This is a genomic window from Methylobacterium sp. D48H, from assembly GCF_053345715.1.
This window is the reverse complement of the sequence record NZ_JBKFAP010000009.1, coordinates 209760-230635: the sequence shown is the minus strand read 5'-3', so window position 1 is coordinate 230635 and position 20876 is coordinate 209760. Positions and strand designations below refer to the sequence as shown.

The window sequence follows — 20876 nt, the reverse complement described above, 5'->3', positions numbered from 1 at the left end:
GGCCGCCGCGCGCCCGGCCGCCGCGCGCCCGGCTGCCTCCGCCGCGGCTCCGGCCGCTCCGCGCCCGCCGCTGACGCCGCGCCCCTCCACGGGCGAGCCGCGCAAGACCATCACGGCCGACTCGCGCAAGCCGCGCGACCTCAACTTCATGGCCCGTCCGGCTCCGGCGCCCGAGCCCGAGAAGAGCGCGACGCCGGCGACCGCCGCGCGTCCCGCCGGCGCGGGGGCCGCGGCGCGCCCCGCCGGTCGCGGTGCCCAGACCAACGAGGACGAGTCCGAGACCAAGCGGGTGATCCGCCGTCCCGGCATGCCGCTCAAGATCATCGCGCCGCCGAAGACCCCGAAATCCCCGGGCGGCGACCGCAACCGCGGCCGCCTGACCATCGCCAACGCGACCTCGGGCGAGGACGAGCGCACGCGCTCCGTCGCCTCGTTCCGCCGCCGCCAGCAGCGCATGAGCGGCCGCGGCCACGTGGAGCAGAAGGAGAAGCTGTCCCGCGAGGTGACGATCCCCGAGACGATCACCATCCAGGAACTCGCCAACCGCATGTCGGAGCGGGCCGTGGACGTGATCCGTCTGCTGATGAAGCAGGGCCAGATCCACAAGATCACCGACGTGATCGACTCGGACACCGCCCAGCTCATCGCCGAGGAACTCGGCCACACGGTGCGCCGCGTCGCCGAGTCCGACGTCGAGGAGGGCCTCTCCTCCGACGAGCCGGATCTGGAGGAGGATCTCGATCCCCGTCCGCCGGTGGTCACCATCATGGGCCACGTCGACCACGGCAAGACGTCGCTGCTCGACGCGATCCGCAAGGAGAACGTGGTCGAGGGCGAGGCCGGCGGCATCACCCAGCACATCGGCGCCTACCAGGTCGCGTCGCCCTCCGGCGACATGATCACCTTCATCGACACCCCGGGCCACGCGGCGTTCACGTCGATGCGCGCCCGCGGCGCCAAGGTCACCGATATCGTGGTGATCGTGGTGGCGGCCGACGACGGCGTGATGCCCCAGACCATCGAGGCCATCCAGCACGCCAAGGCGGCCGGTGTCCCGATGATCATCGCGGTCAACAAGATCGACAAGCCGGATGCCAAGCCGGAGCGGGTCCGCACGGAACTGCTGCAGCACGACATCCAGGTCGAGTCGATGGGCGGTGAGACCCTCGAGTTCGAGGTCTCGGCCAAGACCGGCGCCGGCCTGCCGCAGCTCCTGGAGGGCATCCAGATCCAGGCCGAGATCATGAACCTGCGCGCGAACGAGAAGCGCGACGGCGAGGGCACGGTCATCGAGGCCCAGCTCGACCGCGGCCGCGGCCCCGTGGCCACGGTCCTGGTCCAGCGCGGCACCCTGTTCACCGGCGACATCGTCGTCGCGGGCGCCGAGTGGGGCCGCGTGCGCGCCCTGATCGACGATCTCGGCGAGAACGTGCAGTACGCCGGGCCGTCGGTGCCGGTGGAGGTGCTGGGCTTCAACGGCACGCCGGATGCCGGCGACCGCGTGATCGTGGTGCCGAACGAGGCCCGCGCCCGCGAGGTCACCGAGTACCGCGCCCGCCAGAAGCGGGAGCGCCAGAACGCGCGGACCGGCGGTGCCAACCGCTCGCTGGTCGACATGATGCGCGACCTCAAGGAAGGCGCCGGCCGCAAGGAGCTGCCGGTCGTCATCAAGGGCGACGTGCAGGGCTCGGTCGAGGCGATCTCGGGCGCCCTGGAGAAGCTCGGCAACGACGAGGTCGCGGCCCGCATCCTCCTGGCCGGCGTCGGCGGCATCACCGAGTCGGACATCACCCTGGCGCAGGCGTCGAAGGCCGTCGTCATCGGCTTCAACGTGCGCGCCCACAAGGAGGCCCGCGAGGCCGCCGAGCGGGCGGGCATCGAGATCCGCTACTACAACATCATCTACGACCTCGTGGACGACATCAAAGCCACGCTGTCGGGGATGCTGCCGCCGACGCTCCGCGAGGAGCGCCTGGGCGAGGCGACGATCCAGGAGGTCTTCGAGGTCTCCAAGGTCGGCAAGGTCGCGGGTTGCCGCGTCACCGACGGCATCGTGGAGCGCGGCGCGCATGTCCGCCTCATCCGCGACAGCGTCGTGATCCACGAGGGCAAGCTCAAGACGCTCAAGCGCTTCAAGGACGACGCGAAGGAAGTCACCTCCGGTCAGGAGTGCGGCATGGCCTTCGAGAACTTCGAGAACATGCGCGCGGGCGACGTGATCGAGTGCTACCGGGTCGAGGAGATCCGCCGCACCCTCTGACGCTCCGGACTCATCCGGACAGGGCGGCCGCGGCACCTGCCGCGCCCGTCTTTTCTTTTTTCAGGACGTGCGCCGTCCGCTCCGGCGGGCCGGCCCGAGACAGAATGGCCCAGAAACCGACCTCCACCGGCCCCTCGCAGCGCCAGCAGCGCGTGGCCGAACTCGTGCGCCACGCGCTGGCCGAGGTGCTCCAGCGCGGCGATATCCAGGATCCGGTGCTCGGCACGCATGTCGTGACCGTGCCGGAGGTGCGGATGTCGCCGGACCTGAAGCTCGCCACGGCCTACGTGATGCCGCTCGGCGGCCTCGACGAGGCGCCGGTGATCGCCGCCCTGGAGCGCCACCGGAAGGTGCTGCGCCAGGAAGTGGCCCGGCGGGTGAACCTGAAATTCGCGCCGGAACTGCGGTTCCGGCGGGACGAGACCTTCGACGAGGCCGCGCGCATCGACCGGCTGCTGCGGGACGAGCGGGTCCAGCGGGACCTCGAGTCCGGGCCCGAGGACGACGAACCGGAGACCGGGACGGGGCATTGAGTCCCGATACCAAGCAGAAAGGGACGGGGCATCGACCCCGGGAGACACGCGGACATGACGGTTTCCATGGAAGATTTTCCGCCGGCCGAGCGCCAGGCTCCCCCGCCGAGCGCTGAGCGCCGCGGGCCGGAGGGGCGCCGACCGCAGCGCGGGCCGCGTCCGGACCGGCCGAAGCGCCGGGACGTCTCGGGCTGGGTGATCCTCGACAAGCATGTCGGCATGACCTCGACCCACGCGGTCGCGGTGGTGAAGCGCGCCTTCAACGCCAAGAAGGCCGGCCACGCCGGCACCCTCGACCCGCTGGCCTCCGGCATCCTGCCGATCGCCCTCGGCGAGGCGACCAAGACCGTCCCGTTCGTGATGGACGGCCGCAAGGCCTACCGGTTCACCGTCCAGTGGGGCATCGAGACCGACACCGACGATGCCGAGGGGCGTCCCGTCGCGACGAGCGACGCCCGCCCGGACCGGGCGGCGGTCGAGGCGGCGCTGCCGGCCTTCGTGGGCGCGATCGAGCAGGTGCCGCCGCGCTACTCGGCCATCAAGATCCAGGGCGAGCGCGCCTACGACCTCGCCCGCGAGGGCGAGACCGTGGAGCTGGTCGCCCGGCCGGTGCAGATCGACCGGCTCGCCGTCGTCGAGCACGACGGCGAGCGCACCGTCATCGAGGCCGAGTGCGGCAAGGGCACCTACGTGCGGGCCCTGGCCCGCGATCTCGGCCGGATGCTCGGCTGCTACGGCCACGTGGCCGCCCTGCGCCGGACCCGCGTCGGACCCTTCTCGGAAGCCGAGGCCTGCCCGGTCTCGGCCCTGACCGACGGCAGCCCCGAGGCGGCCCTCGCCTACCTGCGACCGGTGGAGACGGCCCTCGACGCCATCCCGGAGGTCGCGGTGTCGCGCGATCTGGGCCTGCGCCTGATGCGGGGGCAGTCGGTCATCCTGCGGGGCCGCGACGCCCCGGTGGAGGGCAAGGCCTTCGCGACCTGCGCCGGGATCCTGGTCGCCGTGGGCGACGTGGAGCGCGGCGAGCTGGTCCCGCACCGGGTGTTCCATCTCGGCGGCACGGCCCCTGGCCGCAGCGCCTGACACGCCGGCTCCGCGCCGCCGGAGCGCGCGGAGCCCCGGCCGGTCCAGGCCGGGCTGAGACGAGAGCGCGCAGGCGGAACGAACCTGGGCCGTGACGCTTTGGCCCCGGCGGACGGTCCGGAATGCTGATGCGCGAACTCGACTACGACGTGGCGGTGATCGGTGCCGGGACCGCCGGAATCGCGGCCCATCGCGCCGCGACGGCGGCGGGGGCGCGGTCGGTCCTGATCGAGCGCGGGCCCGGCGGCACGACCTGCGCGCGGGTCGGCTGCATGCCCTCGAAACTCCTGATTGCCGCGGGCACCGCCGCCCACGCGGCCCGCACCGCCGACCTGTTCGGCATCCGGGTTCCGGACGTCGCGGTGGACGGGCCCGCCGTGCTGCGGCGCCTCCGCGAAGAGCGCGACCGGTTCGTCGGCAGCGTCCTCGAAGGTCTCGACGATCTCCCCGAAGACGAGCGCCTCGGCGGCACGGCGCGGTTCGAGAGCGACCGCACCCTTCTGATCGACGACGCGATCCGGATCCGCTTCCGGGCCGCGGTCATCGCCACGGGCTCGAGCCCGATCGTCCCGGAGCCCCTGCGGGGCCTCGGGGCGGACGTCCTCACCACCGACACGCTCTTCGAGATCCCCGATCTCCCGGCCTCGCTGGCCGTTCTCGGGGCCGGTGCCGTCGGGATCGAGATCGCCCAGGCCATGGCCCGGCTCGGCGTCGCCGTCACGGTCATCGACGCGGGCGACACCGTCGCCGGCCTGACCGAGCCCGACCTCGCCCGGCAGGCCGCCGCGATCTTCGGTTCGGAGATGGATCTTCACCTCGGCGCCGAGGTTCGGGACGCCGTTGCGGACAGCGACGGCGTGCGTCTCGGCTGGATCGACCGCCACGGTCGCGACCAGGTCACGCGGGCGGCGCGGGTGCTGGCCGCCACCGGCCGTTCTCCGAACCTGGAGCCCCTCGGGCTGGAGGCGACCGGCCTTCGAATCGGCGAGACGGGCGTGCCGGACTTCGACCGGCGCAGCCTCGTCTGCGCCGGGGCACCGATCCTGATCGCCGGCGACGTCGACGGCTGGCGACCGGTGCTGCACGAGGCGAGCCGCCAGGGCACGATCGCGGGCGCCAACGCGGCCGCCCTCGTGGCGGGCCGCCCGGTCGCGACGCCGGAGCCGTGGACGAGCCTCGCGATGGTCTTCACCCATCCCCAGGCGGCGGTGATCGGCGCACCCTACGACCCGGAGGACGATCGACGGATCATCGGCGCCCTGGATTTCTCCGACCAGGGGCGCGCCCGCGTGGAGGGACTGAACCGCGGCGGCATGCGGATCTGGGCCGATCGGTCCGGGCGGCTGCTCGGGGGCGAGATGCTCGGGCCGGCCGTGGAACACCTCGCGCACCTGCTCACGTACGCCGTCGCCGACAAGCAGACGGCCCAGGCCGTGCATGATCGCCCGGTGTACCATCCTACGGTTGAAGAAGGGCTTATCAGTATTATGTCTAAGATCATACAGAGAAGCTGAGGCGTTGATCTTGCTGACATCACTAGCATTGCGCTCGGCCATTTCGGTCGCCATACCGGTTTGAATGAGCCGGTTTCGCTCCTGATGCCGCCCAGCCAGGCCCCCGATACGGACGTCGATCTCGACGTCATCGCGCCGGACGCGCTCGACCGCCTGGACCAGGGCGTGATCGGGCTCGATGCGGCCGGCACCGTCGTGGCCTTCAGCGAGGGTGCGAGCGCGATCTCCGGGCTGTCGCGCGAGGCCGTCCTCGGGCGCGACTATTTCCGCGACGTGATGCCGGGCACCAACGTGCCGAGCTTCCGCGGCCGGTTCCTCGCGGGTGCGCGCCGCGGCGCCCTGAACGAGACCTTCGACTATGTCTTCGGCCGGCTACCGCAGCCGCTCCGGGCGCGGATCCACATGCGTCACGGCCAGATCGGCGGCACGCGCCCGGTGACGTGGCTGACCATCGATCCGGTCGAGAGCCTCGGCGCCGACCTGTCACGCGAGGCCGTGATGGCGGCGATCGGCCGGCGGGTGCGCGCCGAGCCGGTGGATGCCAGCCTCTGCGAGCGCGAGCCGATCCACATCCCGGGCTCGATCCAGCCCAACGCCGTGATGCTCGCGGCCGATGCCGGAACCCTCCTGGTCGCGGCCTACTCAGCCAATGTCGGCGAGATCATCGACCCGATCGAGCCGCCGCTGGCGGGCCGGCCCCTGGCGGACGTGCTGCCGGCGGAGGTCGTCGCGGCGATCCGCGCGCGGCTCGCGAGCGGGACCCTCGAGGACGGCGCCTCCATCCGCCGGACCCTGACCTTCCCGGATCGCGGCGCCTATCACGCCGTCGTCCACGCCCATGCCGGCCGCGTCATCGTCGAGATGGAGCTGGAGCCGGACTCGGCCGACGATTTCGCCACGGCGAGCCAGGTCGATACCGAGCTGGCCGTCGGTCGCCTGCGCGAGGCCGGGACCCTGGCCGAGGCCGCCCGGATCGCGGCTCTCGAGATCCGGGCCCTGACCGGCTTCGAGGCGGTGCTGGTCTACCGCTTCGACCCGGACTGGAACGGCGAGGCCGTGGCCGAGGACAAGGTGCCGGGCTGGTCGCGCAGCCTGCTGGGCCTGCGTTTCCCCGCCTCCGACATTCCCGCCCAGGCCCGGGCCCTCTACACCAAGGCCAAGAGCCGCTTCGTCATCGACCGTGACAGCGTCCCGGTCGGGCTGGTCTCGGCCCCTGGCGCCGGCAACGGCCCGATCGACCTGACCTTCGCCCAGCACCGCACGCTCTCGCCGATCCACCTGGAGTACCAGCGCAACCTCGGCGTGAACGGGTCCATGTCGATCTCGATCATGGTCGAGGGGCGGCTGTGGGGCCTGATGATCGGCCACCACCGCCGCCCGCACTACGTCACGCCGGAGACGCGCGCGGCCGCCACGGTGCTCACCGACGCCTTCGCCATGCGGGTGCAGGAAATCGAGTCGCGCCGCCTCTGGGCCGAGCGGCAGGCGCATCTCGACGTCGAGGGGCGCCTCGTGCGCGGCCTGACGCGATCCGACGACTTCGTGGCCGCCCTGACAGCCGGGACGACGACGCTGCTCGACCTGTTCAGCGCCACCGGCGCCGGCATCGTCTCGGGCGAGCGGGTCACGCTGATCGGCCGGACCCCGCCGGCCGAGATGGTGGCGGCGATCGCCAGCTGGCTGCGGGCGCGCGTGCCGGAGGGCGAGGTCGTCTACAGCAGCGACAGCTTCGGCGCCGACTTTCCGGAGGCCGGGCCGCATCGCGAGATCGCCAGCGGCATGCTCGCGGCCTTCGTGGACGATTCGCGCGAGAACTTGCTGGTTTGGTTCCGGCCCGAGGTGCCCAGCACGGTCACGTGGGGTGGCGACCCGCGCAAGCCCGTGCTCGCCGGAAGCGGTCCCGTGGCGGTGCTGCCCCGCCGCTCGTTCGAGCGCTGGGTCGAGGAGCGCACCGGCTTCGCCGCGCCGTTCGCGGAATGGCAGGTCCAGCTCGCCGGCTCCCTGGCCGAGGCGGTCGAGGGCGTGGTGCTGCGCCAGCGGCGCAAGATCGACGAGCTCACCGGCCTGCTCGCCGAGAAGGAGCGTCTGCTCGAGCAGAAGGACCTGCTCACGCGGGAGATCGACCACCGGGTCAAGAACTCCCTGCAGATCGTCTCGGCCTTCCTGCAGATGCAGCGGCGCCAGATCGCCGACGGCGAGGCCCGGCAGGCCTTCGCCGACACCTCCGCGCGGGTGATGAGCGTCGCGCGGGTGCACGACAGCCTGTACCAGGCGGATCGGTTCGACGAGGTCGATCTCGGCCAGACCATCGAGAGCCTGTGCAACGACCTCGCGGGGCTGGCCGGCGACGGGCACGCGGTCGACCTGTCGGCGGAGCCCGGCCTGATGGTGCCCTACCGCAAGGCCGTGGCGCTCTCGCTGATCGCCACGGAACTCGTCACCAACGCCTTCAAATACGCGGCCAACCCGGCGGGCATCGGCCGCGTCGAGGTCAGAGTCTCGGCCTCCGGCCCCGGCGAGATCCAGCTGCGCGTCTGCGACGACGGGGCCGGCCTGCCCGACGACTGGGCGGACGCCAAGGCGCGGAGCAAGGGCTCCGGCCTGGGCATGAAGCTGATCCGGGCGATGCTCGACCAGATCAACGCCAAGCTCACCGTCGCCAACAATCCCGGCGCCTGCTTCACGATCACCGCGTGAGATCCCGCGAAGGCCTGCACGCGCGGCTGCGCGCCGCGACCGATCCGGCCCACCGGGCGCTGGAGGCGTCCCTCGACTGGCAGGCGCGGGTGGCGACGCTCGGCGGCTACCGGGAGCTGCTGGGACGCCTCTACGGCTTCCACGCGGTCTGGGAATCGGCCATCGGGTCCGGGCTCGCCGACGAGCCGTTCCTGGCGCCGCGCCGCCGACTCGCGCTCCTCGCGGCCGACCTCGTCCATCTCGGCCTCCAGCCCGGCGCGGTCGCGGCGCTCCCGAGACCGGCCGTCCCGGTTTTTCGCGGGCCGGCCGCCGCCACGGGCGCGCTCTACGTGCTGGAGGGATCGACCCTCGGCGGGCAGCTGATCGGCCGCCACATCGCCGGCCTGCACGGCTTCTCCGACGCGGGGCTCGCCTATTACCGGGCGCACGGGCCCGCCGCGGGGGCGATGTGGGCCGCCTTCCGCACGCGCCTGGACGCGTTCGGCGACGACCCGGCCGCGGAGGCCGCGCTCACCGGCGCGGCCGTGTCGACCTTCGCGGCGATGCGCGCGTGGCTCTGCCCGGTCCCGGAGCTGCCGGCCGCCGCCTGAGCCGCTCAGGCGGCGCCGAGGGCGTCGCGCTCCGCCGCCAGATGGAGCATCAGCCGCTCGACGAGCCGCCCCGGTGGCCGGCCCGCCGGCCGGAGCAGCAGCGTCTCGATGGGAATCTCGGGCCGGAACGGCCGCAGCACGATGGGCAGCCCGCCGAGCGCCCGTGCCGGGACCGGATCGACGATGGCGGCGCCGAGTCCCTCGGCGACGAGGCCGCAGCGGGCCGCCGTGTACTCGGCCATCAGGGCGAAGCGCGGCGTCGCGCCGGCGCTCGCGAAGGCCGCCTCGGTGGCCGCCTGCACGGGGCTCGACCCGGCCGCGATCAGCGGCACCCCGGCGAGATCCGCCGCCGTGACGACGCACCGGCGGGCCAGGGCGTGCCCGCGGGGCAGCGCGCACACGGCCGCGACCCGCAGGAACGGCTCGGCGCTCACCCCGGCATGGCCGGAGCGCGGCCGGGCGAGGCCGAGGTCACACTGGCCCGAGGCGGTCCACGACCAGATCGTGTCGGGGCTGGGGACGTGGACCGAGATACGCAGATCCGGGCATTCCGCGTCGAGGCGGCGAATGGCGCGCGGCAGCAATCCGGCGGCCAGGGAGGGCTGGCAGGCGACGCGCAATCCGCCGGTGCCGCGCTCGCGGATCCGGCGCGCGGCCTGCTGCAGGTGATCGAGGCCCGCGTAGGTCTGCGCGACCTCCTGGGCGAAGGCCTCGCCCTCCGGGGTCGGGAACGCGTTGCCGTGCCCGCGCACGAACAGCGCGAAGCCGAGGGCCGCCTCCAGCTGCGCGATGGCGCGGCTGATATGGGGCTGCCCGATGCCCAGGACCTCGGCGGCCCGCGTCATGCCGCCGTGGCGCATCACGGCGCGGAAGAGGTCGAGATGTGCGGGGTTCATCATGCCGAAACTGCATGGACGCGGGTCAGCGCGGCATTTGACGGCATCGGCCGGGACGGTTGTCAATGCCGCCTGCCGTCCCGACTCCGAGGCCCGTCCCGCAATGCTCGCCTTCGCGCTCTCCGCCCTGCTCGCCGTGCTGGCGGGCGCCGGACTCGTCCTGCAGCAGATCCTGAACGCGAATCTTCGCGCGGGCCTCGACTCGGCGTCCTGGGCCGGCGTCTCCAGCTACGCGGTCGGGCTCGCCTGCATGGCGCTCCTCGCCGCCGCCCTGCGCGACCCGGTACCGACGGCCGGCGTGGCGGAGCGCATCCCGTGGTGGACCTGGAGCGGCGGCCTGTTCGGCGCGGTGTTCATCGGCCTCGCGATCCTGCTGGTCCCGAAGCTCGGCGCCGCGACCTTCTTCGCGCTCCTCGTCACGGGCCAGATGGTCGCCTCGGTGCTGTTCGACCACGCCGGCCTGCTCGGCCTCGCGCAGCGGCCCGTCGACCTGCCGCGCCTCCTGGGGATCGCGCTCCTGATCGGCGGCGTCGTGCTGATCCGCCGCTAGAGCCGTGCCCGATCGCGCTGCAATCGGGCACGGCTCAAAACCTTTGTCTGGACACGCTCTCTTGCGCCGGACCGGTATCCACTTCGGCAGAGAGCGCTCCAGGGCCGGGTCACGGCGTCTCCGCCAGCAGGCCCTCGACGAAGGGGGCGAGGCCGGTGCGGCGCGCCCGCCGGAGCCGCTCGGCCGCCAGGATCCCCTGGAGGGCCCGGAAGGCGTTCTGCAGGTCGTCGTTGACGATGACGTAGTCGTACTCGACCCAGCGCTGGATCTCGGTCCGGGCGTTGGCGAGGCGCTTCTCGATCGTCTCGGCGGAATCCTCCGCCCGGCGCTCCAGGCGCTGGCGCAGCTCGGCCATGCTGGGCGGCAAGATGAAGACCGTCACCACGTCCTGGGCGAGCTTGGAGCGCACCTGCCGCGTGCCCTGGTAGTCGATGTCGAAGATCATGTCCCGGCCGGAGCCCAGCACCTTCTCCACCGGCCGACGGGGCGTGCCGTAGAAGTTGCCGTGCACCTCGGCCCATTCGAGCAGGTCGTCGCGCTCGCGCAGGTCGTCGAACGCCTCGCGATCGATGAAGTGGTAGTGCCGCCCGTCGATCTCCGAGGGACGCCGTCCCCGCGTGGTCACCGAGATCGACAGGTCGAGCGCCCAGCTCGGATCCTGCGCGATCGCTCGCGTCAGGGTGGTCTTCCCCGCGCCCGAGGGCGAGGAGAGGATCAGGATCAACCCGCGCCGCGCGATCGAGTCGGAGACGCTCCCGGCCGGCTCGGTCATGCGCGTGGCTCCCCGACGTTTCGCATCCGTATCCTCACGTCCCGATCCGGCATCGTGCCCAGCATCGTGCCCGGCATCATTCGATGTTCTGCACCTGCTCGCGGAACTGCTCGACCACGGCCTTCAGGTCGAGTCCGATCCGCGACAGGCTGATATCGTTGGCCTTGGCGCACAGGGTGTTGGCCTCGCGGCCGAATTCCTGGGCCAGGAAGTCCAGCCGCCGGCCGATCGCGCCACCGGCTGCCAGCAGGTCCCGGGCGCTCGCCACGTGGGCGCGGAGCCGGTCCAGCTCCTCGCGGACATCTGCCTTGCCGGCGAGCAGCATCGCCTCCTGGTGCAGGCGGTCCGGGTCGAGGCCGCTGCCGCCGAGGGCCGCGACGGCCACCTCCAGCCGTGCCCGCACGGCCTCGGGCTGGCGGGCCGGGTTCTCCTCGGCCGCCTGGGTCAGCGCGGCGATCCGGTCGACCTGGGCGGTGACGACCTGCTCGAGCTGGCGCCCCTCGGCGCGGCGCGCCTCGACGAGATCCGCGACCAGCTGGACCACGCCCGCGGCCAGGTCCCGGGCGAGGGTGTCGGTGTCGGCCGCCTCGTCCTCCACCTCGATCACGCCGCGCACGCCGAGCAGCCCGTCCATCGTGGCGGGGGCCACGCCCTCGGGGACCGGCACCCGGGCCACCGCCTGGGCGAGGCTCGCCAGGAGCGTCTCGTTGATCCGCACCCGCGCGGTCGTCTCCGGTTTGGTGAGGGTCAGCGTCAGCTGGCACTGCCCGCGGGTGAGTGTCTTCTGGAGCGCGGTGCGCGCGGTCTCGCCGAGCCCGTCATAGCCGGCCGGCACGCGGGTGCGCACGTCGAGGCCGCGCCCGTTGACGCTGCGGACCTCCCAGGCCCAATGCACCGGTCCGGCACTGCCCGCCGTCCGGGCGAAACCGGTCATGCTCGCGATCTGGGCCACGCCGACCCCCGTCCCCGTGAAGATCGGGGCCTGTAGCACGGATCACTCCGGTGGGAAGAGGCCGGTCGCCGCCGTCGCCGCGTCGCGAGGCGCGTCGGGCGCGCGTCGGACGCGCCGCGCGCCCGGCCATCTCGGGCGGCGCCGTGCAGTCGAGCGGCACCCGGCACGCTGTTGGGACCGGTAGGGCCGCCCGCCCGCGAAGCGGGCCCCGTCCGCCGTCGCCCGCGCGGTCGCGGTGGTCACGTTTTCACTTTCGTGTCGCGCGGCCGACGTTGCATTCCGCAGTGAAGGTGTGCTCGAAATCCCGCTCGTCTGCACATGAACTCGGATGGCGCATGCCGCGATCAGTATTGGGGAGGACCGCGCTCACGCCGTTCGGGATGTCCGCGCTGGGCGTCGGCATCTGGGAGGATGCGCCGCACACGGGATGCGTGCGCGGGGACGCGACGATGGCGCGGATCTTCGGCCTGACCGAGGCCGAGGCGGCGGACGGCATCACCTGGGAGCAGCTCTCCGCGCTCTTCCACCCGGAGGACCTCGCCCGGGACCAGAGCGAGCGCCGTCGCGTCCGCGAGGAGGGCGGGCTCTTCGCCTGGGAGCACCGCATCGTGCCCGCGCCGGGCGTCGTGCGCTGGGTCCTGGCGCGGGGCCGGTTCGAGCGCCGCGCGGACGGGCACATCTACGGTCGGGGCATCGTGATCGACATCACCGACAGCCGGGTCGACGGCCCGTACGAGCCGCCGGTCGGTTTTCTCGGGGCTCCGACCGAGCCGGGGACCGCCGTCGAGCGGATGGCCGATTACGCGATGCGCCTGTGGGAGCTGGTCGGCGATCTCGGGCCCGGGGAGGCGACGCGGGTGCAGCCGCTGCTCGAAGCGCTGCTCTACGAGCTGGGACGGCAGATCGCGGCCTCGCTGTCGGGCGAGCCGCCGGAGGCGCCGCGGCGCCCGCGAAACCCGCGGGCGCATTGAGGGCGGCCCCGACGGCGCCGAAGCCGGCGGCGCGGACCGGCGCGGCTGCCTAGCGGCGGCCGCGCGGCGCCGGTGCCGGCTCGCTCAGGGTCGGGACCGTCTTGGGCGAGCCCAGATCGTAGCTGCGGTTCTTGAGGGGATCGAGGCGGGTGCCCTCGGAGGCGTCGAAGGCGCGCGTGCCCGGCGTGCCGGTATCCAGGGCGAAGGCCGCGTTGGTGTTGATCCCGTTGCCCGCGGGGGCGCCGCCCGGCGCGTAGGCCGAGGCGCGGCCCGGCGTGGTCGAGTCCGGGCTCGGCTCGACCTTGTCGACGGCGTCCGGCGGCGCCTGCCGGCTCTTCTCGACCGCCCGCCAGCGGGCGACGTTGCGCTGGTGCGCCTCGAGGGAATCGGCGAAGGCGTGGCCGCCGGTGCCGTCCGCGACGAAGTACAGGTCCTTGGTCCGGGACGGGTTGGCCACCGCCTCCAGGGCGGCGCGGCCGGGATTGGCGATCGGCCCCGGCGGCAGGCCCTCGATCACGTAGGTGTTGTAGGGGGTCGGCCGGTCGATCTCGGAGCGCAGGATCCCGCGGCCGAGGGTGCCGCGCCCGCCCACGAGCCCGTAGACGATCGTGGGGTCGGATTGCAGCTTCATCCGCTTGTTGAGGCGGTTGATGAAGACCCCGGCCACCCGGGGCCGCTCGTCGGCGCGGCCGGTCTCCTTCTCGACGATGGAGGCGAGGGTCACCATCTCGGCCGGGGTCCGCACCGGCACGTCGGCGCTGCGCCGCAGCCAGATCTGGTTCAGGACCTCGCGCTGCTTGGCCTTCATCAGGTTGACGATCTGCTGCCGGGTGGCGCCGCGCTCGAACTTGTAGGTATCCGGCAGGAGCGAGCCTTCCGGGGGGATCTCGTTGATCTCGCCGGCGAGCACGTCGTTGTCGTTGAGGCGGGTGACGATCTGCTCGGAGGTCAGGCCCTCCGGGAAGGTGATGGCGTGCTGGACCTGCCGGCCCGTGGCGATCGTGTCGAGCGCGTCGGAGATGCTCGCGTGCGCCTTGAAGACGTACTCGCCGGCCCGCAGCGCCGGCCGGCCGCCGAAGCGGGCGGCGAACTCGAACAGGCCGGTATGGTCGATCACGCCCTCGCGCTTCAGGGTCTCGGCGATCTCGGCCGTCCCGCTGTGGGTCGGGATGACCACGACCTTGTCGGCCGCGAGCGGGCCCGGCTCGCGCACCTGCCGCTGGAACAGCGTGATCCCGATCATCGCCGCGATGGCGATGACGACCGCGAAGGTCAGGGCGCCGCTGATCAGGCCCACGAGGCCGCTCCGCTCGCGCTCGGGCTTCTCCGGCGGCGGGGGCGCGACGGTCGGCTTGATCGCCTCGCCGGGCGAGCGCGGCGACAGCCGCTGCGGCAGGGCGGGCTCGTCCGTCGGATCCTGCGCGGCGGTCTCGGGCGCGGGCGTCTTTGAGCGGCGGAAGAACATCGGGATCCTGTCTGGGCCCGCGCGACCCGTCACGCGTCGCGGGCCGGGATCGGCTGCCCGCAACCGGGTGCGCACGTCGAGGGGCGTAACCCTAGTCGGGTTTGTGGCGAAATTGCCGTTCCGCGGCGCGATAGGCGCCGATCGGCGCGCTCAGCCCGGGGGCTGGCAGGTGGCGCAGTAGAAGGTCGAGCGGTTCGCCTGCACGATGCGGGTGATCGCGCCGGCGCATCCGGGCCGGCTGCAGGGCAGGCCGACCCGGTCGTAGACCCGGAAGGCGTGCTGGAACGCGCCCGCGCTGCCGTCCGTGTGGGCGTAGTCGCGCAGGGTCGAGCCGCCGGCCTTCACGGCCTCCTCGAGGACCTGCACGATCGCCTTGGCCAGGGCGTTGGCCTTGGGCGTCGGGCGCCCGTCCGGCCGGGCGAGGCTCCCGGCCGGCGCCTCCGGATGCAGGCGCGCCCGGTGCAGCGCCTCGCACACGTAGATGTTGCCGAGGCCCGCGATCAGGCGCTGGTCGAGCAGGGCGGCCTTCAGCGGCGCGATCTTGTGGCGGAAGAGCCGCGCGATCACGGCCCCGGTCAGCCCGTCGAGGGGCTCCACGCCCATCCGGGCGAAGTGGCGGCAGGCCGCGAGCTCCGCGCTCGGGACCAGATCCATGAAGCCGAAGCGGCGGGCGTCGTTGTAGGTCACCGTGGCGCCGGTGCTCATCGCCATGACCACGTGGTCGTGCCGGGGCGTGCCCTGGGCGCCTTCGAGGTAGAAGTCTCCCGGCGACAGGTTGCTGCCGTCGGGCAGGGCCACGTCGAACCGCCCGCTCATGCCGAGATGCATGACCAGCGTCTCGCCCGAGTCGAGGGCGGCGGTGAGGTACTTCGCCCGGCGCGCGAGGCCCGTGACGGTCCGCCCCTCGAGGCGGGCGGCGAAGCGCTCGGGGAACGGGAAGCGCAGGTTGGGCCGGCGCAGGGTGACGCGGCTGAACCGCGCGCCGACCAGGGCGGGCGCCAATCCCCGCCGCACGGTCTCGACCTCGGGAAGCTCCGGCATCTCTCTCGCGATTTCTGCGTCCGCGGCGCCCCGTGCGCCGCCCCGGATATCATCGGTATCGGACCTCGCCGCAACCGCGGGGATCCGGACGGGTTGCCGCGCGTCCCGCGCTCGGAGCCGCCCTACCGCCGGCGCAGGCGGACGTAGAGGGCGCCGCCGCCACCATGGTGGCGGGCGGCCTCCTCGAAGCCGAGGACGATGCCGCGCAGATCCGGCCCCCGCAGCCAGTGCGGCACGCTGCGGCGGAGGACCCCCCGCTCGGAGAAGGCGTCCGCGTGGCCCGGGCCGCCCTTGCCGGTAACGACCAGCACGTAGGAATGCCCGGCGGCCCGGGCGCGGAGCAGGAAGCCCGTCAGCGCGGCGTGGGCGTCGGCCTGCACCATCCCGTGCAGGTCGATCCGCGCCTCGATCGCGAGCCGCCCCCGGCGCAGGCCGAGCTTGGCGTTCCGCTCCAGCCCGGCACTCGGCGCGTGCCGCTGGGGCGGCGCCTGGTAGGGAGCGGCGGTGACCGGGCGCGCCGGCTCCGGGGCCGGCTTCGGCGGGTGCTTCGCCCGCGGCCTCTTGGCGGCCGGCGGCGCGCTGGGCTTCAGGATCGGCGCCGAGAGGGCCGGCATGGTGGCGGTCGGGCCCGGCGGCGGAGGCGTCTCGGGCACCGGGGCGGCGCGGCCCGGCAGCGGCGTGACCAGCTTGGCGATCGCGTCCCAGAGGCGGGTCTCTCCCGCGGTGAGGCGGCGCCCGCGGCGCGGGGCCCTCACGGCGCGGCTCCGGGCACCGCCGCGCGGCGCGGCAACAGGACCACGAAGCCGATCGCGTCACGGAGGTTGCCGGCGGCCACGCCGGCCTCCGCACCGGTACCGACGAAGAGGTCGCCGCGGGCGGGGCCGACGATCGCCGAGCCGGTATCGGCGGCGATGACGAGGCGCCCGGCCTCACCTGGAGTCGCGCCGGGGAGGGGGCCGGCGAGCCAGAACGGCAGGCCGTAGCGCCAGAGGGTCGAATCCACCGCCAGGCTGCGGCCCGGGCTGAGCGGGGCGTTCGCGGCGCCCGGCGGCCCGAGGGCCGGATCCGCGACCGGAGCGAGGCGGAAGAAGATGTAGGAGGCGTTGGCGCGGATCAGGCGCTTGGCGGTCTCGGGATGGGCGCGCAGCCAGCCGGTCCAGCGGGCGAGCGTCAGGCCCTCCAGGGGCAGGTGGCCCTCCTGGACGATCAGCTTGGCCACCGCCGTGTAGGGGCGGCCGTTGCGGCCGTCGTAGAGCACCCGCACCGCGCGCCCGTCCGGCAGCCGGACGCGCCCGGAACCCTGGACCTGCAGGACCAGCAGGTCGACCGCGTCGCGCAGCCACAGGATCGGCTTCGCCCGCGCACCCAGGGCGCCGTCGTCGATCGCGGCGCGGTCGGGGTAGGGGGCGAAGCCGTCCGCGGTGGCGCGGGCGGCGCGCAGGCCCGGGTCGAGCCCCGGACGGCTCTCGCCGGGGCCGAGGGAGATCAGGTCGTCAGGGCGGGCCAGGACCGGCGTCGGGAAATCCGGGCCGGGCTCCAGGGAGCCGGTGAGTTCTGGCTCGAAATAGCCGGTCAGGAAGCCGGGCCGGTCCGCGCCGGTCCGCGCGACGCGGAACGCCTCGAACCGCTCGCGGAAGAAGGCGGCGGCGTCGGGCACGGGGCCGGCGGCGGCCGCGCAGGCCTCGGCGAGGGCGGCCGGATCTCCCGCGGCGCCGTCGGGCTGGGGCAGGGCGGGCGGCGGGGCCGCGCAGACGCGGCGGAAGGCGTCGAGCGCCGCCTCAGCCCCCGCGCCGGGGAAGCCCGGCAGGTCCGCCGCGGCCACGGGGGTCAGCACCGCGCCGCCGACCGCCGTCGGCGCGGCGGACACGGCCTGACTCAGGAGGGACGCGAGGAGGGCGGCCGGGACTGCTCCGGACCGGGCGCGGGACATCGGCACGGCAAGATCGTCACGGAACGCCGGTCACGGACTCAGGCGCCGGCCTCGGTGGCCACGAGCTGCCAGTTCGGGTCCCGCGAGCCGAGCGTGCGGGCGAAGGTCCAGACATCCGGCACCTCGACCACCGTCTCGGCGCTGCCGTCCACCACCTTGCCGTCGGCGTCGCGGGTGGCGGTGATCAAGTTCGACAGGAAGCGGACGGTGACGTGCGCCACGCGGTTGCGCACCTCGACGGCGACAATCTCGGCCTTGTCGATCGACACGAAGGTGGTCTCGAGCGTCTGCCGGTTGCGCTCGCGCTCCGCGATCGCCCGCTCGAACGCCTCGCCGACCTCTTTCGAGAGGAGGCCGCGCAGGGTCTTCCGGTCGCCCTTGGCGAAGGCGATCATGATGGCTTCGTAGGCCGACTTGGCGCCCTCGATGAAGGCGCGGGGGTCGAAGCTGGGCTCCGCCTGGATGCAGGCCTCCAGGCCGCGCGCGACCTCGGATCCCGGCTCGGCGATCCCGCGCCAGTCCCGCGGGGCGGCGGCGGGCTGCGGCGCGGCCTGGACCCGGTCGGCGCCGGGCAGGCGAACGACGTTGTCGCCGTCGGAGCGCGCCTGTGGCTCAGTCCGGCTGCGGTCGACCGGCTTGAACGGCGAGCGCTCGGCCCCCGTCTTCTGACCGAGCACCGAGCGCAGACGCCAGATCACGAAGACGGCCAGCGCGAGGAAGATGATCGTCGTAACGTCGAAACTGTCCTGCATCACCGATCCGATGGTGGCCGCGGCGAGACCCTGTGCCCCTTGCTCAGGTCGCGCGCGGTGCGGCGCCGGCTAAGCGCGCAGAGGTCTGGCCGACTCATATCCGACCAACGCGTCGGGAGCGAGCCGGTTGTGTCGGCCGGACGATCGAACCCACGCGTCAATTGCGATCCGGTCGATATGGGTCGTGGGGGCCGCCGGCGCCAGCGCCGCGCCCGCTCGCTTGTCCAGGCCCGGTCCGCGTGTTAGCGGCCCTGCCGTTTGGGCAGTTCCGCGGCGTGATCCAGCCGCTCCCGCCGCGACAACAACCCGCGCCGGCCCTGCCGGTCGATCGAGAAGGATGATCCGCATGGCCGATTCCCCGGCAGCGAACGGCAACGGCGGCGGCATGCCGCAGGGCGATGCGCCGACCATCAACGCCCTGGCGCAGTACACGAAGGACCTCTCCTTCGAGAATCCGAACGCACCGCGCTCGCTCCAGCCCAAGGAGGGCCAGGGGCCGCAGATCAACATCCAGGTGAACGTCAACGCGCAGCAGCTCTCCGAGACCGATTTCGAGGTCGAGCTGAAGCTCGAGGGCGACGCCAAGATCCAGAACGAGGTGCTGTTCGCCTTCGAGGTGACCTATGCCGGCGTGTTCCGGCTCCTCAACATCCCGGCCGACCAGATCCATCCGGCGGTGATGATCGAGTGCCCGCGCCTGCTCTTCCCCTTTGCCCGCCAGATCGTGGCCGAGGCGGTGCGCAACGGCGGCTTCCCGCCGCTGTACATCGACCCGATCGATTTCGTCGGCCTCTACCGGCAGAAGGTGATGGAGCAGCAGGGCGCCCAGGGCCCGCTCGCCTCCTGAGGACCGGACGAGCCGGCGGCCGGTCAGCGGCCGCCGGGACCGCGATAGGCCGCCGCCAGGGCGCGCAGCGCCTCGGCGGGGCGCCCGGCCAGGCGGCGGGCGCGCAGGACCACGAAGGTGCGCGGCAGTTCGGGTAGCCCGAACCGGCCGCCGACCTCCACGGCGCCGGCCGGTGCCGTGCTCGGCGCCAGGGCCGCCACCGCCAGCCCCGCCATCACCGCCGCCCCCACCGCCAGCACGCCGCCGCCGACGAAGACCTCGGTCCAGGGGAGCCCGGCCGCGTCGAGAACCCGCATCGCCGCGCCCCGGACCGTGCAGGGGCCCGCGAGTCCCGCCAGACGCAGCGTCTCGCCCGGCCGGGGCGCCGGGAAATCCGGTGCGGCGAACCAGCCCAGCCGCTCCTCCGCCAGGACCGCGCCGCCGTGGCCGGCCTCGTCCTCCGTCCGAAAGATCACCGCGTCGTAGCCGCCCTCGCCGGAGGATCCGAACGCGGCCGCGAGGTCGCGCGACGGGACGATCCGCACCTCCGTGATCAGCCCGGCCCGATCCAGGCCCAGGCGCCGCAGTAGCACCGGCAGGTCGGGGCCGGCGACGTGGTCGCTGATCCCGAGGATGAGCCGGGCGGGCTGCGCCGTCGCCGCGTCGGCCACGGCGCTGTCATGGGCGTCCAGGAGGCGCCGAGCGGCCGGCAGGAACAGGGCGCCCTGGCGCGTCAGGTCCACGTGCCGCGGGGTCCGGTCCAGGAGGCGCGTGCCGAGCCGGTCCTCGAGCCGCTTCAGCCGCAGGCTGATCGCCGCCTGTGAGGTGGCGAGCGCCTCTGCGGCCCGGGTGAAGCTGCCGAGATCGACCACGCGCACGAAGGCCAGGACGCCTTCGAGGTCGAGGGGACGGTCGGCGACCATAACACACTCTTATCGTAGATATCGGCGCCGATATGTCGCCGTTATCGAGGCGGCGTGCAAGCCTGCGGGCCTCTTCGGGAGTGCCCCATGCTGATCACCCGCTACCGCCATCGTCTGCCCGCCGACTACGCCATGGACAGGATCCGCGCGCGCGTCGCCGCCCGCGCGCCGGCCTGGGACGCGGTGCCCGGCCTCGTCTTCAAGGCCTTCACGGTCGAGGACCGGGCGCGCGGGGCCGCCGCCAACACCTACAGCTCGCTCTATCTCTGGCAGGATGCCGGCGCCGCCGCCGCGTTCCTGGCCGGGGCCGGGTTCGGCGCCGTGATCGCGAGCTTCGGCCGGCCGCGCATCGAGACGTGGCTGGCGGTCGCAGCCGCGTTCGGGCCGGGGGACGCGGCGGGCGCCCTCTCGGAGGAGACGCGTCTCGTCGGGCCGGCGGAGGATCTCGCCGCCCTGCGCGACAACGAGCGGGGGCGCGGGCGCGACATCGCGGCTGGGCGCGACGTCCTCGCCACCGTGGCCGGGCTCGATCCCGACGGATGGCGCCTCACCCGCTTCATTCTCCGTGCCGAGGTGGCCATCGGACTGTCCGGAACCGCGATCGCCCATCTCGCCGCGCCGGGCCTCGCCGCGGCGCGCGGCCGCTGATCTCCGACCGATCGAGGAGTGAGACCATGCCTCTGACCCGCATCTCCCTGCGTGCCGGGACGACCGAGACCTACCGGGCCGCTCTCGTCGCGGGTGTCTACGACGCCATGCGCGAGACCTTCGCGGTGCCGGAGGGCGACCTGTTCGCCCTGGTGCACCAGCATGACGCATCGGACTTCGTCTACGGTCCCGAGTATCTCGGGATCCGGCGCAGCGACCGCCTCGTGATCGTCCAGATCACCGCCAACGCGACGCGCGGCACCGCGCAGAAGCGCGCTCTCTACGCCGCCGTGACCCGCAACCTCGCCCGCGATCCCGGCGTTGCGCCGGGGGACGTCTTCATCAACCTCGTCGAGGTCAACCCGGAGAACTGGTCGTTCGGGGAGGGACTGATGCAGTACGGCCCGCCGGAGCCGTGAGGCCGGAGCCGCGAGGCCGCCGCGGGCGCGGTGCGGCGATGATCGCGGCGATCC

20 protein-coding genes are annotated in these 20876 nt (G+C 73.5%); 11 read left to right on the top strand and 9 right to left on the bottom strand.

All coding sequences use genetic code 11. The annotated features are described in order from the left end of the window. From infB to ACLBX8_RS17425, 6 genes are all read left to right on the top strand, one after another. The coding region (gene infB / locus ACLBX8_RS17450; protein WP_447715566.1) for a translation initiation factor IF-2 at positions 1–2260 on the top strand (2260 nt) is incomplete at its 5' end. A 104-nt stretch (positions 2261–2364) separates the two neighbouring features. Then, the gene (gene rbfA, locus ACLBX8_RS17445) at positions 2365–2793 is read left to right on the top strand and encodes a 30S ribosome-binding factor RbfA (protein WP_020092715.1); all 429 of its coding nucleotides are present in this window, start codon (positions 2365–2367) and stop codon (positions 2791–2793) included. Between the two features lie 66 nt (positions 2794–2859). Then, complete coding sequence (gene truB, locus ACLBX8_RS17440) at positions 2860–3876, top strand: tRNA pseudouridine(55) synthase TruB (RefSeq protein ID WP_447699491.1); 1017 nt, start codon at positions 2860–2862, stop codon at positions 3874–3876. Between the two features lie 128 nt (positions 3877–4004). Next, positions 4005–5390: a dihydrolipoyl dehydrogenase gene (locus ACLBX8_RS17435; RefSeq protein ID WP_447715573.1), complete on the top strand. Its 1386-nt coding sequence runs from the start codon at positions 4005–4007 to the stop codon at positions 5388–5390. Positions 5391–5474: 84 nt separating this feature from the next. After that, positions 5475–8087: a histidine kinase dimerization/phosphoacceptor domain -containing protein gene (locus tag ACLBX8_RS17430; RefSeq protein ID WP_447715565.1), complete on the top strand. Its 2613-nt coding sequence runs from the start codon at positions 5475–5477 to the stop codon at positions 8085–8087. Continuing rightward, positions 8084–8677 (top strand): biliverdin-producing heme oxygenase, encoded by a 594-nt coding sequence (locus ACLBX8_RS17425; RefSeq protein WP_447715564.1) that lies wholly within the window; start codon positions 8084–8086, stop codon positions 8675–8677. Before ACLBX8_RS17430 ends, ACLBX8_RS17425 begins: the two co-directional genes overlap by 4 nt. 5 nt (positions 8678–8682) lie before the next feature. Here ACLBX8_RS17425 and ACLBX8_RS17420 read toward each other — a convergent pair whose 3' ends face one another. Then, the gene (locus ACLBX8_RS17420) at positions 8683–9576 is read right to left on the bottom strand and encodes a LysR family transcriptional regulator (RefSeq protein ID WP_447715563.1); all 894 of its coding nucleotides are present in this window, start codon (positions 9574–9576) and stop codon (positions 8683–8685) included. A gap of 100 nt (positions 9577–9676) precedes the next feature. On the opposite strand from ACLBX8_RS17420, the gene ACLBX8_RS17415 reads away from it, so the two are divergent. Further along, positions 9677–10123, top strand: coding sequence for a DMT family transporter (locus ACLBX8_RS17415; RefSeq protein ID WP_020092709.1), 447 nt, complete (start codon positions 9677–9679; stop codon positions 10121–10123). 109 nt (positions 10124–10232) lie between these two features. On the opposite strand, the gene gmk is transcribed toward ACLBX8_RS17415, so the two are convergent. Next, positions 10233–10895 (bottom strand): guanylate kinase, encoded by a 663-nt coding sequence (gene gmk, locus ACLBX8_RS17410; protein WP_056525786.1) that lies wholly within the window; start codon positions 10893–10895, stop codon positions 10233–10235. A gap of 76 nt (positions 10896–10971) precedes the next feature. Further along, positions 10972–11829, bottom strand: coding sequence for a YicC/YloC family endoribonuclease (locus ACLBX8_RS17405; protein ID WP_447715572.1), 858 nt, complete (start codon positions 11827–11829; stop codon positions 10972–10974). 467 nt (positions 11830–12296) lie between these two features. Between ACLBX8_RS17405 and ACLBX8_RS17400 the strand changes: the two genes are divergently transcribed. Continuing rightward, on the top strand, positions 12297–12818 hold the full coding sequence (locus tag ACLBX8_RS17400; protein ID WP_447695516.1) for a PAS domain-containing protein: 522 nt from the start codon (positions 12297–12299) through the stop codon (positions 12816–12818). A 49-nt stretch (positions 12819–12867) separates the two neighbouring features. Here ACLBX8_RS17400 and mltG read toward each other — a convergent pair whose 3' ends face one another. The 5 genes from mltG to ACLBX8_RS17375 all read right to left on the bottom strand — a co-directional run bounded on the left by mltG (position 12868) and on the right by ACLBX8_RS17375 (position 18006). Beyond that, positions 12868–14283 carry an endolytic transglycosylase MltG gene (mltG, locus tag ACLBX8_RS17395; RefSeq protein WP_091976715.1) on the bottom strand — a complete coding sequence of 472 codons (1416 nt, stop codon included), beginning with the start codon at positions 14281–14283 and terminating at the stop codon, positions 12868–12870. A gap of 150 nt (positions 14284–14433) precedes the next feature. Then, the gene (gene mutM / locus ACLBX8_RS17390) at positions 14434–15324 is read right to left on the bottom strand and encodes a bifunctional DNA-formamidopyrimidine glycosylase/DNA-(apurinic or apyrimidinic site) lyase (protein ID WP_447699487.1); all 891 of its coding nucleotides are present in this window, start codon (positions 15322–15324) and stop codon (positions 14434–14436) included. Positions 15325–15446: 122 nt separating this feature from the next. Continuing rightward, positions 15447–16079 (bottom strand): Smr/MutS family protein, encoded by a 633-nt coding sequence (locus tag ACLBX8_RS17385; protein ID WP_447715562.1) that lies wholly within the window; start codon positions 16077–16079, stop codon positions 15447–15449. Further along, positions 16076–17254, bottom strand: coding sequence for a murein transglycosylase A (mltA, locus tag ACLBX8_RS17380; RefSeq protein WP_447715571.1), 1179 nt, complete (start codon positions 17252–17254; stop codon positions 16076–16078). The genes ACLBX8_RS17385 and mltA overlap by 4 nt, the downstream gene beginning before the upstream one ends. 38 nt (positions 17255–17292) lie before the next feature. Further along, complete coding sequence (locus ACLBX8_RS17375; RefSeq protein WP_020092701.1) at positions 17293–18006, bottom strand: Tim44/TimA family putative adaptor protein; 714 nt, start codon at positions 18004–18006, stop codon at positions 17293–17295. A 346-nt stretch (positions 18007–18352) separates the two neighbouring features. On the opposite strand from ACLBX8_RS17375, the gene secB reads away from it, so the two are divergent. After that, entirely contained in the window at positions 18353–18853 is a 501-nt protein-coding gene (gene secB / locus ACLBX8_RS17370; RefSeq protein ID WP_026604852.1) for a protein-export chaperone SecB, read from the top strand. Positions 18854–18876: 23 nt separating this feature from the next. Here the strand turns inward: secB and ACLBX8_RS17365 are convergent, their stop codons facing one another. Next, positions 18877–19755, bottom strand: a complete 879-nt coding sequence (locus ACLBX8_RS17365; protein ID WP_447715561.1) for a LysR family transcriptional regulator — start codon at positions 19753–19755, stop codon at positions 18877–18879. A gap of 87 nt (positions 19756–19842) precedes the next feature. Between ACLBX8_RS17365 and ACLBX8_RS17360 the strand changes: the two genes are divergently transcribed. Both ACLBX8_RS17360 and ACLBX8_RS17355 read left to right on the top strand, forming a co-directional pair. After that, on the top strand, positions 19843–20403 hold the full coding sequence (locus ACLBX8_RS17360; protein WP_447715560.1) for a DUF4865 family protein: 561 nt from the start codon (positions 19843–19845) through the stop codon (positions 20401–20403). A 26-nt stretch (positions 20404–20429) separates the two neighbouring features. Next, the gene (locus ACLBX8_RS17355; protein ID WP_447715559.1) at positions 20430–20822 is read left to right on the top strand and encodes a tautomerase family protein; all 393 of its coding nucleotides are present in this window, start codon (positions 20430–20432) and stop codon (positions 20820–20822) included. Positions 20823–20876: the final 54 nt, after the last annotated feature.

Bases quoted from the DNA above. Each gene is read 5' to 3' on its own strand.
- mltG (WP_091976715.1), bottom strand. From the start codon at position 14,283: ATGTTCTTCCGCCGCTCAAAGACGCCCGCGCCCGAGACCGCCGCGCAG.
- ACLBX8_RS17430 (WP_447715565.1), top strand. From the start codon at position 5,475: ATGCCGCCCAGCCAGGCCCCCGATACGGACGTCGATCTCGACGTCATC.
- ACLBX8_RS17400 (WP_447695516.1), top strand. From the start codon at position 12,297: ATGGCGCGGATCTTCGGCCTGACCGAGGCCGAGGCGGCGGACGGCATC.
- ACLBX8_RS17415 (WP_020092709.1), top strand. From the start codon at position 9,677: ATGCTCGCCTTCGCGCTCTCCGCCCTGCTCGCCGTGCTGGCGGGCGCC.
- mltA (WP_447715571.1), bottom strand. From the start codon at position 17,254: ATGTCCCGCGCCCGGTCCGGAGCAGTCCCGGCCGCCCTCCTCGCGTCC.
- ACLBX8_RS17365 (WP_447715561.1), bottom strand. From the start codon at position 19,755: ATGGTCGCCGACCGTCCCCTCGACCTCGAAGGCGTCCTGGCCTTCGTG.
- gmk (WP_056525786.1), bottom strand. From the start codon at position 10,895: ATGACCGAGCCGGCCGGGAGCGTCTCCGACTCGATCGCGCGGCGCGGG.
- ACLBX8_RS17420 (WP_447715563.1), bottom strand. From the start codon at position 9,576: ATGATGAACCCCGCACATCTCGACCTCTTCCGCGCCGTGATGCGCCAC.
- secB (WP_026604852.1), top strand. From the start codon at position 18,353: ATGGCCGATTCCCCGGCAGCGAACGGCAACGGCGGCGGCATGCCGCAG.
- ACLBX8_RS17435 (WP_447715573.1), top strand. From the start codon at position 4,005: ATGCGCGAACTCGACTACGACGTGGCGGTGATCGGTGCCGGGACCGCC.
- ACLBX8_RS17355 (WP_447715559.1), top strand. From the start codon at position 20,430: ATGCCTCTGACCCGCATCTCCCTGCGTGCCGGGACGACCGAGACCTAC.
- ACLBX8_RS17405 (WP_447715572.1), bottom strand. From the start codon at position 11,829: ATGACCGGTTTCGCCCGGACGGCGGGCAGTGCCGGACCGGTGCATTGG.
- ACLBX8_RS17375 (WP_020092701.1), bottom strand. From the start codon at position 18,006: ATGCAGGACAGTTTCGACGTTACGACGATCATCTTCCTCGCGCTGGCC.
- ACLBX8_RS17360 (WP_447715560.1), top strand. From the start codon at position 19,843: ATGCTGATCACCCGCTACCGCCATCGTCTGCCCGCCGACTACGCCATG.
- mutM (WP_447699487.1), bottom strand. From the start codon at position 15,324: ATGCCGGAGCTTCCCGAGGTCGAGACCGTGCGGCGGGGATTGGCGCCC.
- truB (WP_447699491.1), top strand. From the start codon at position 2,860: ATGGAAGATTTTCCGCCGGCCGAGCGCCAGGCTCCCCCGCCGAGCGCT.
- rbfA (WP_020092715.1), top strand. From the start codon at position 2,365: ATGGCCCAGAAACCGACCTCCACCGGCCCCTCGCAGCGCCAGCAGCGC.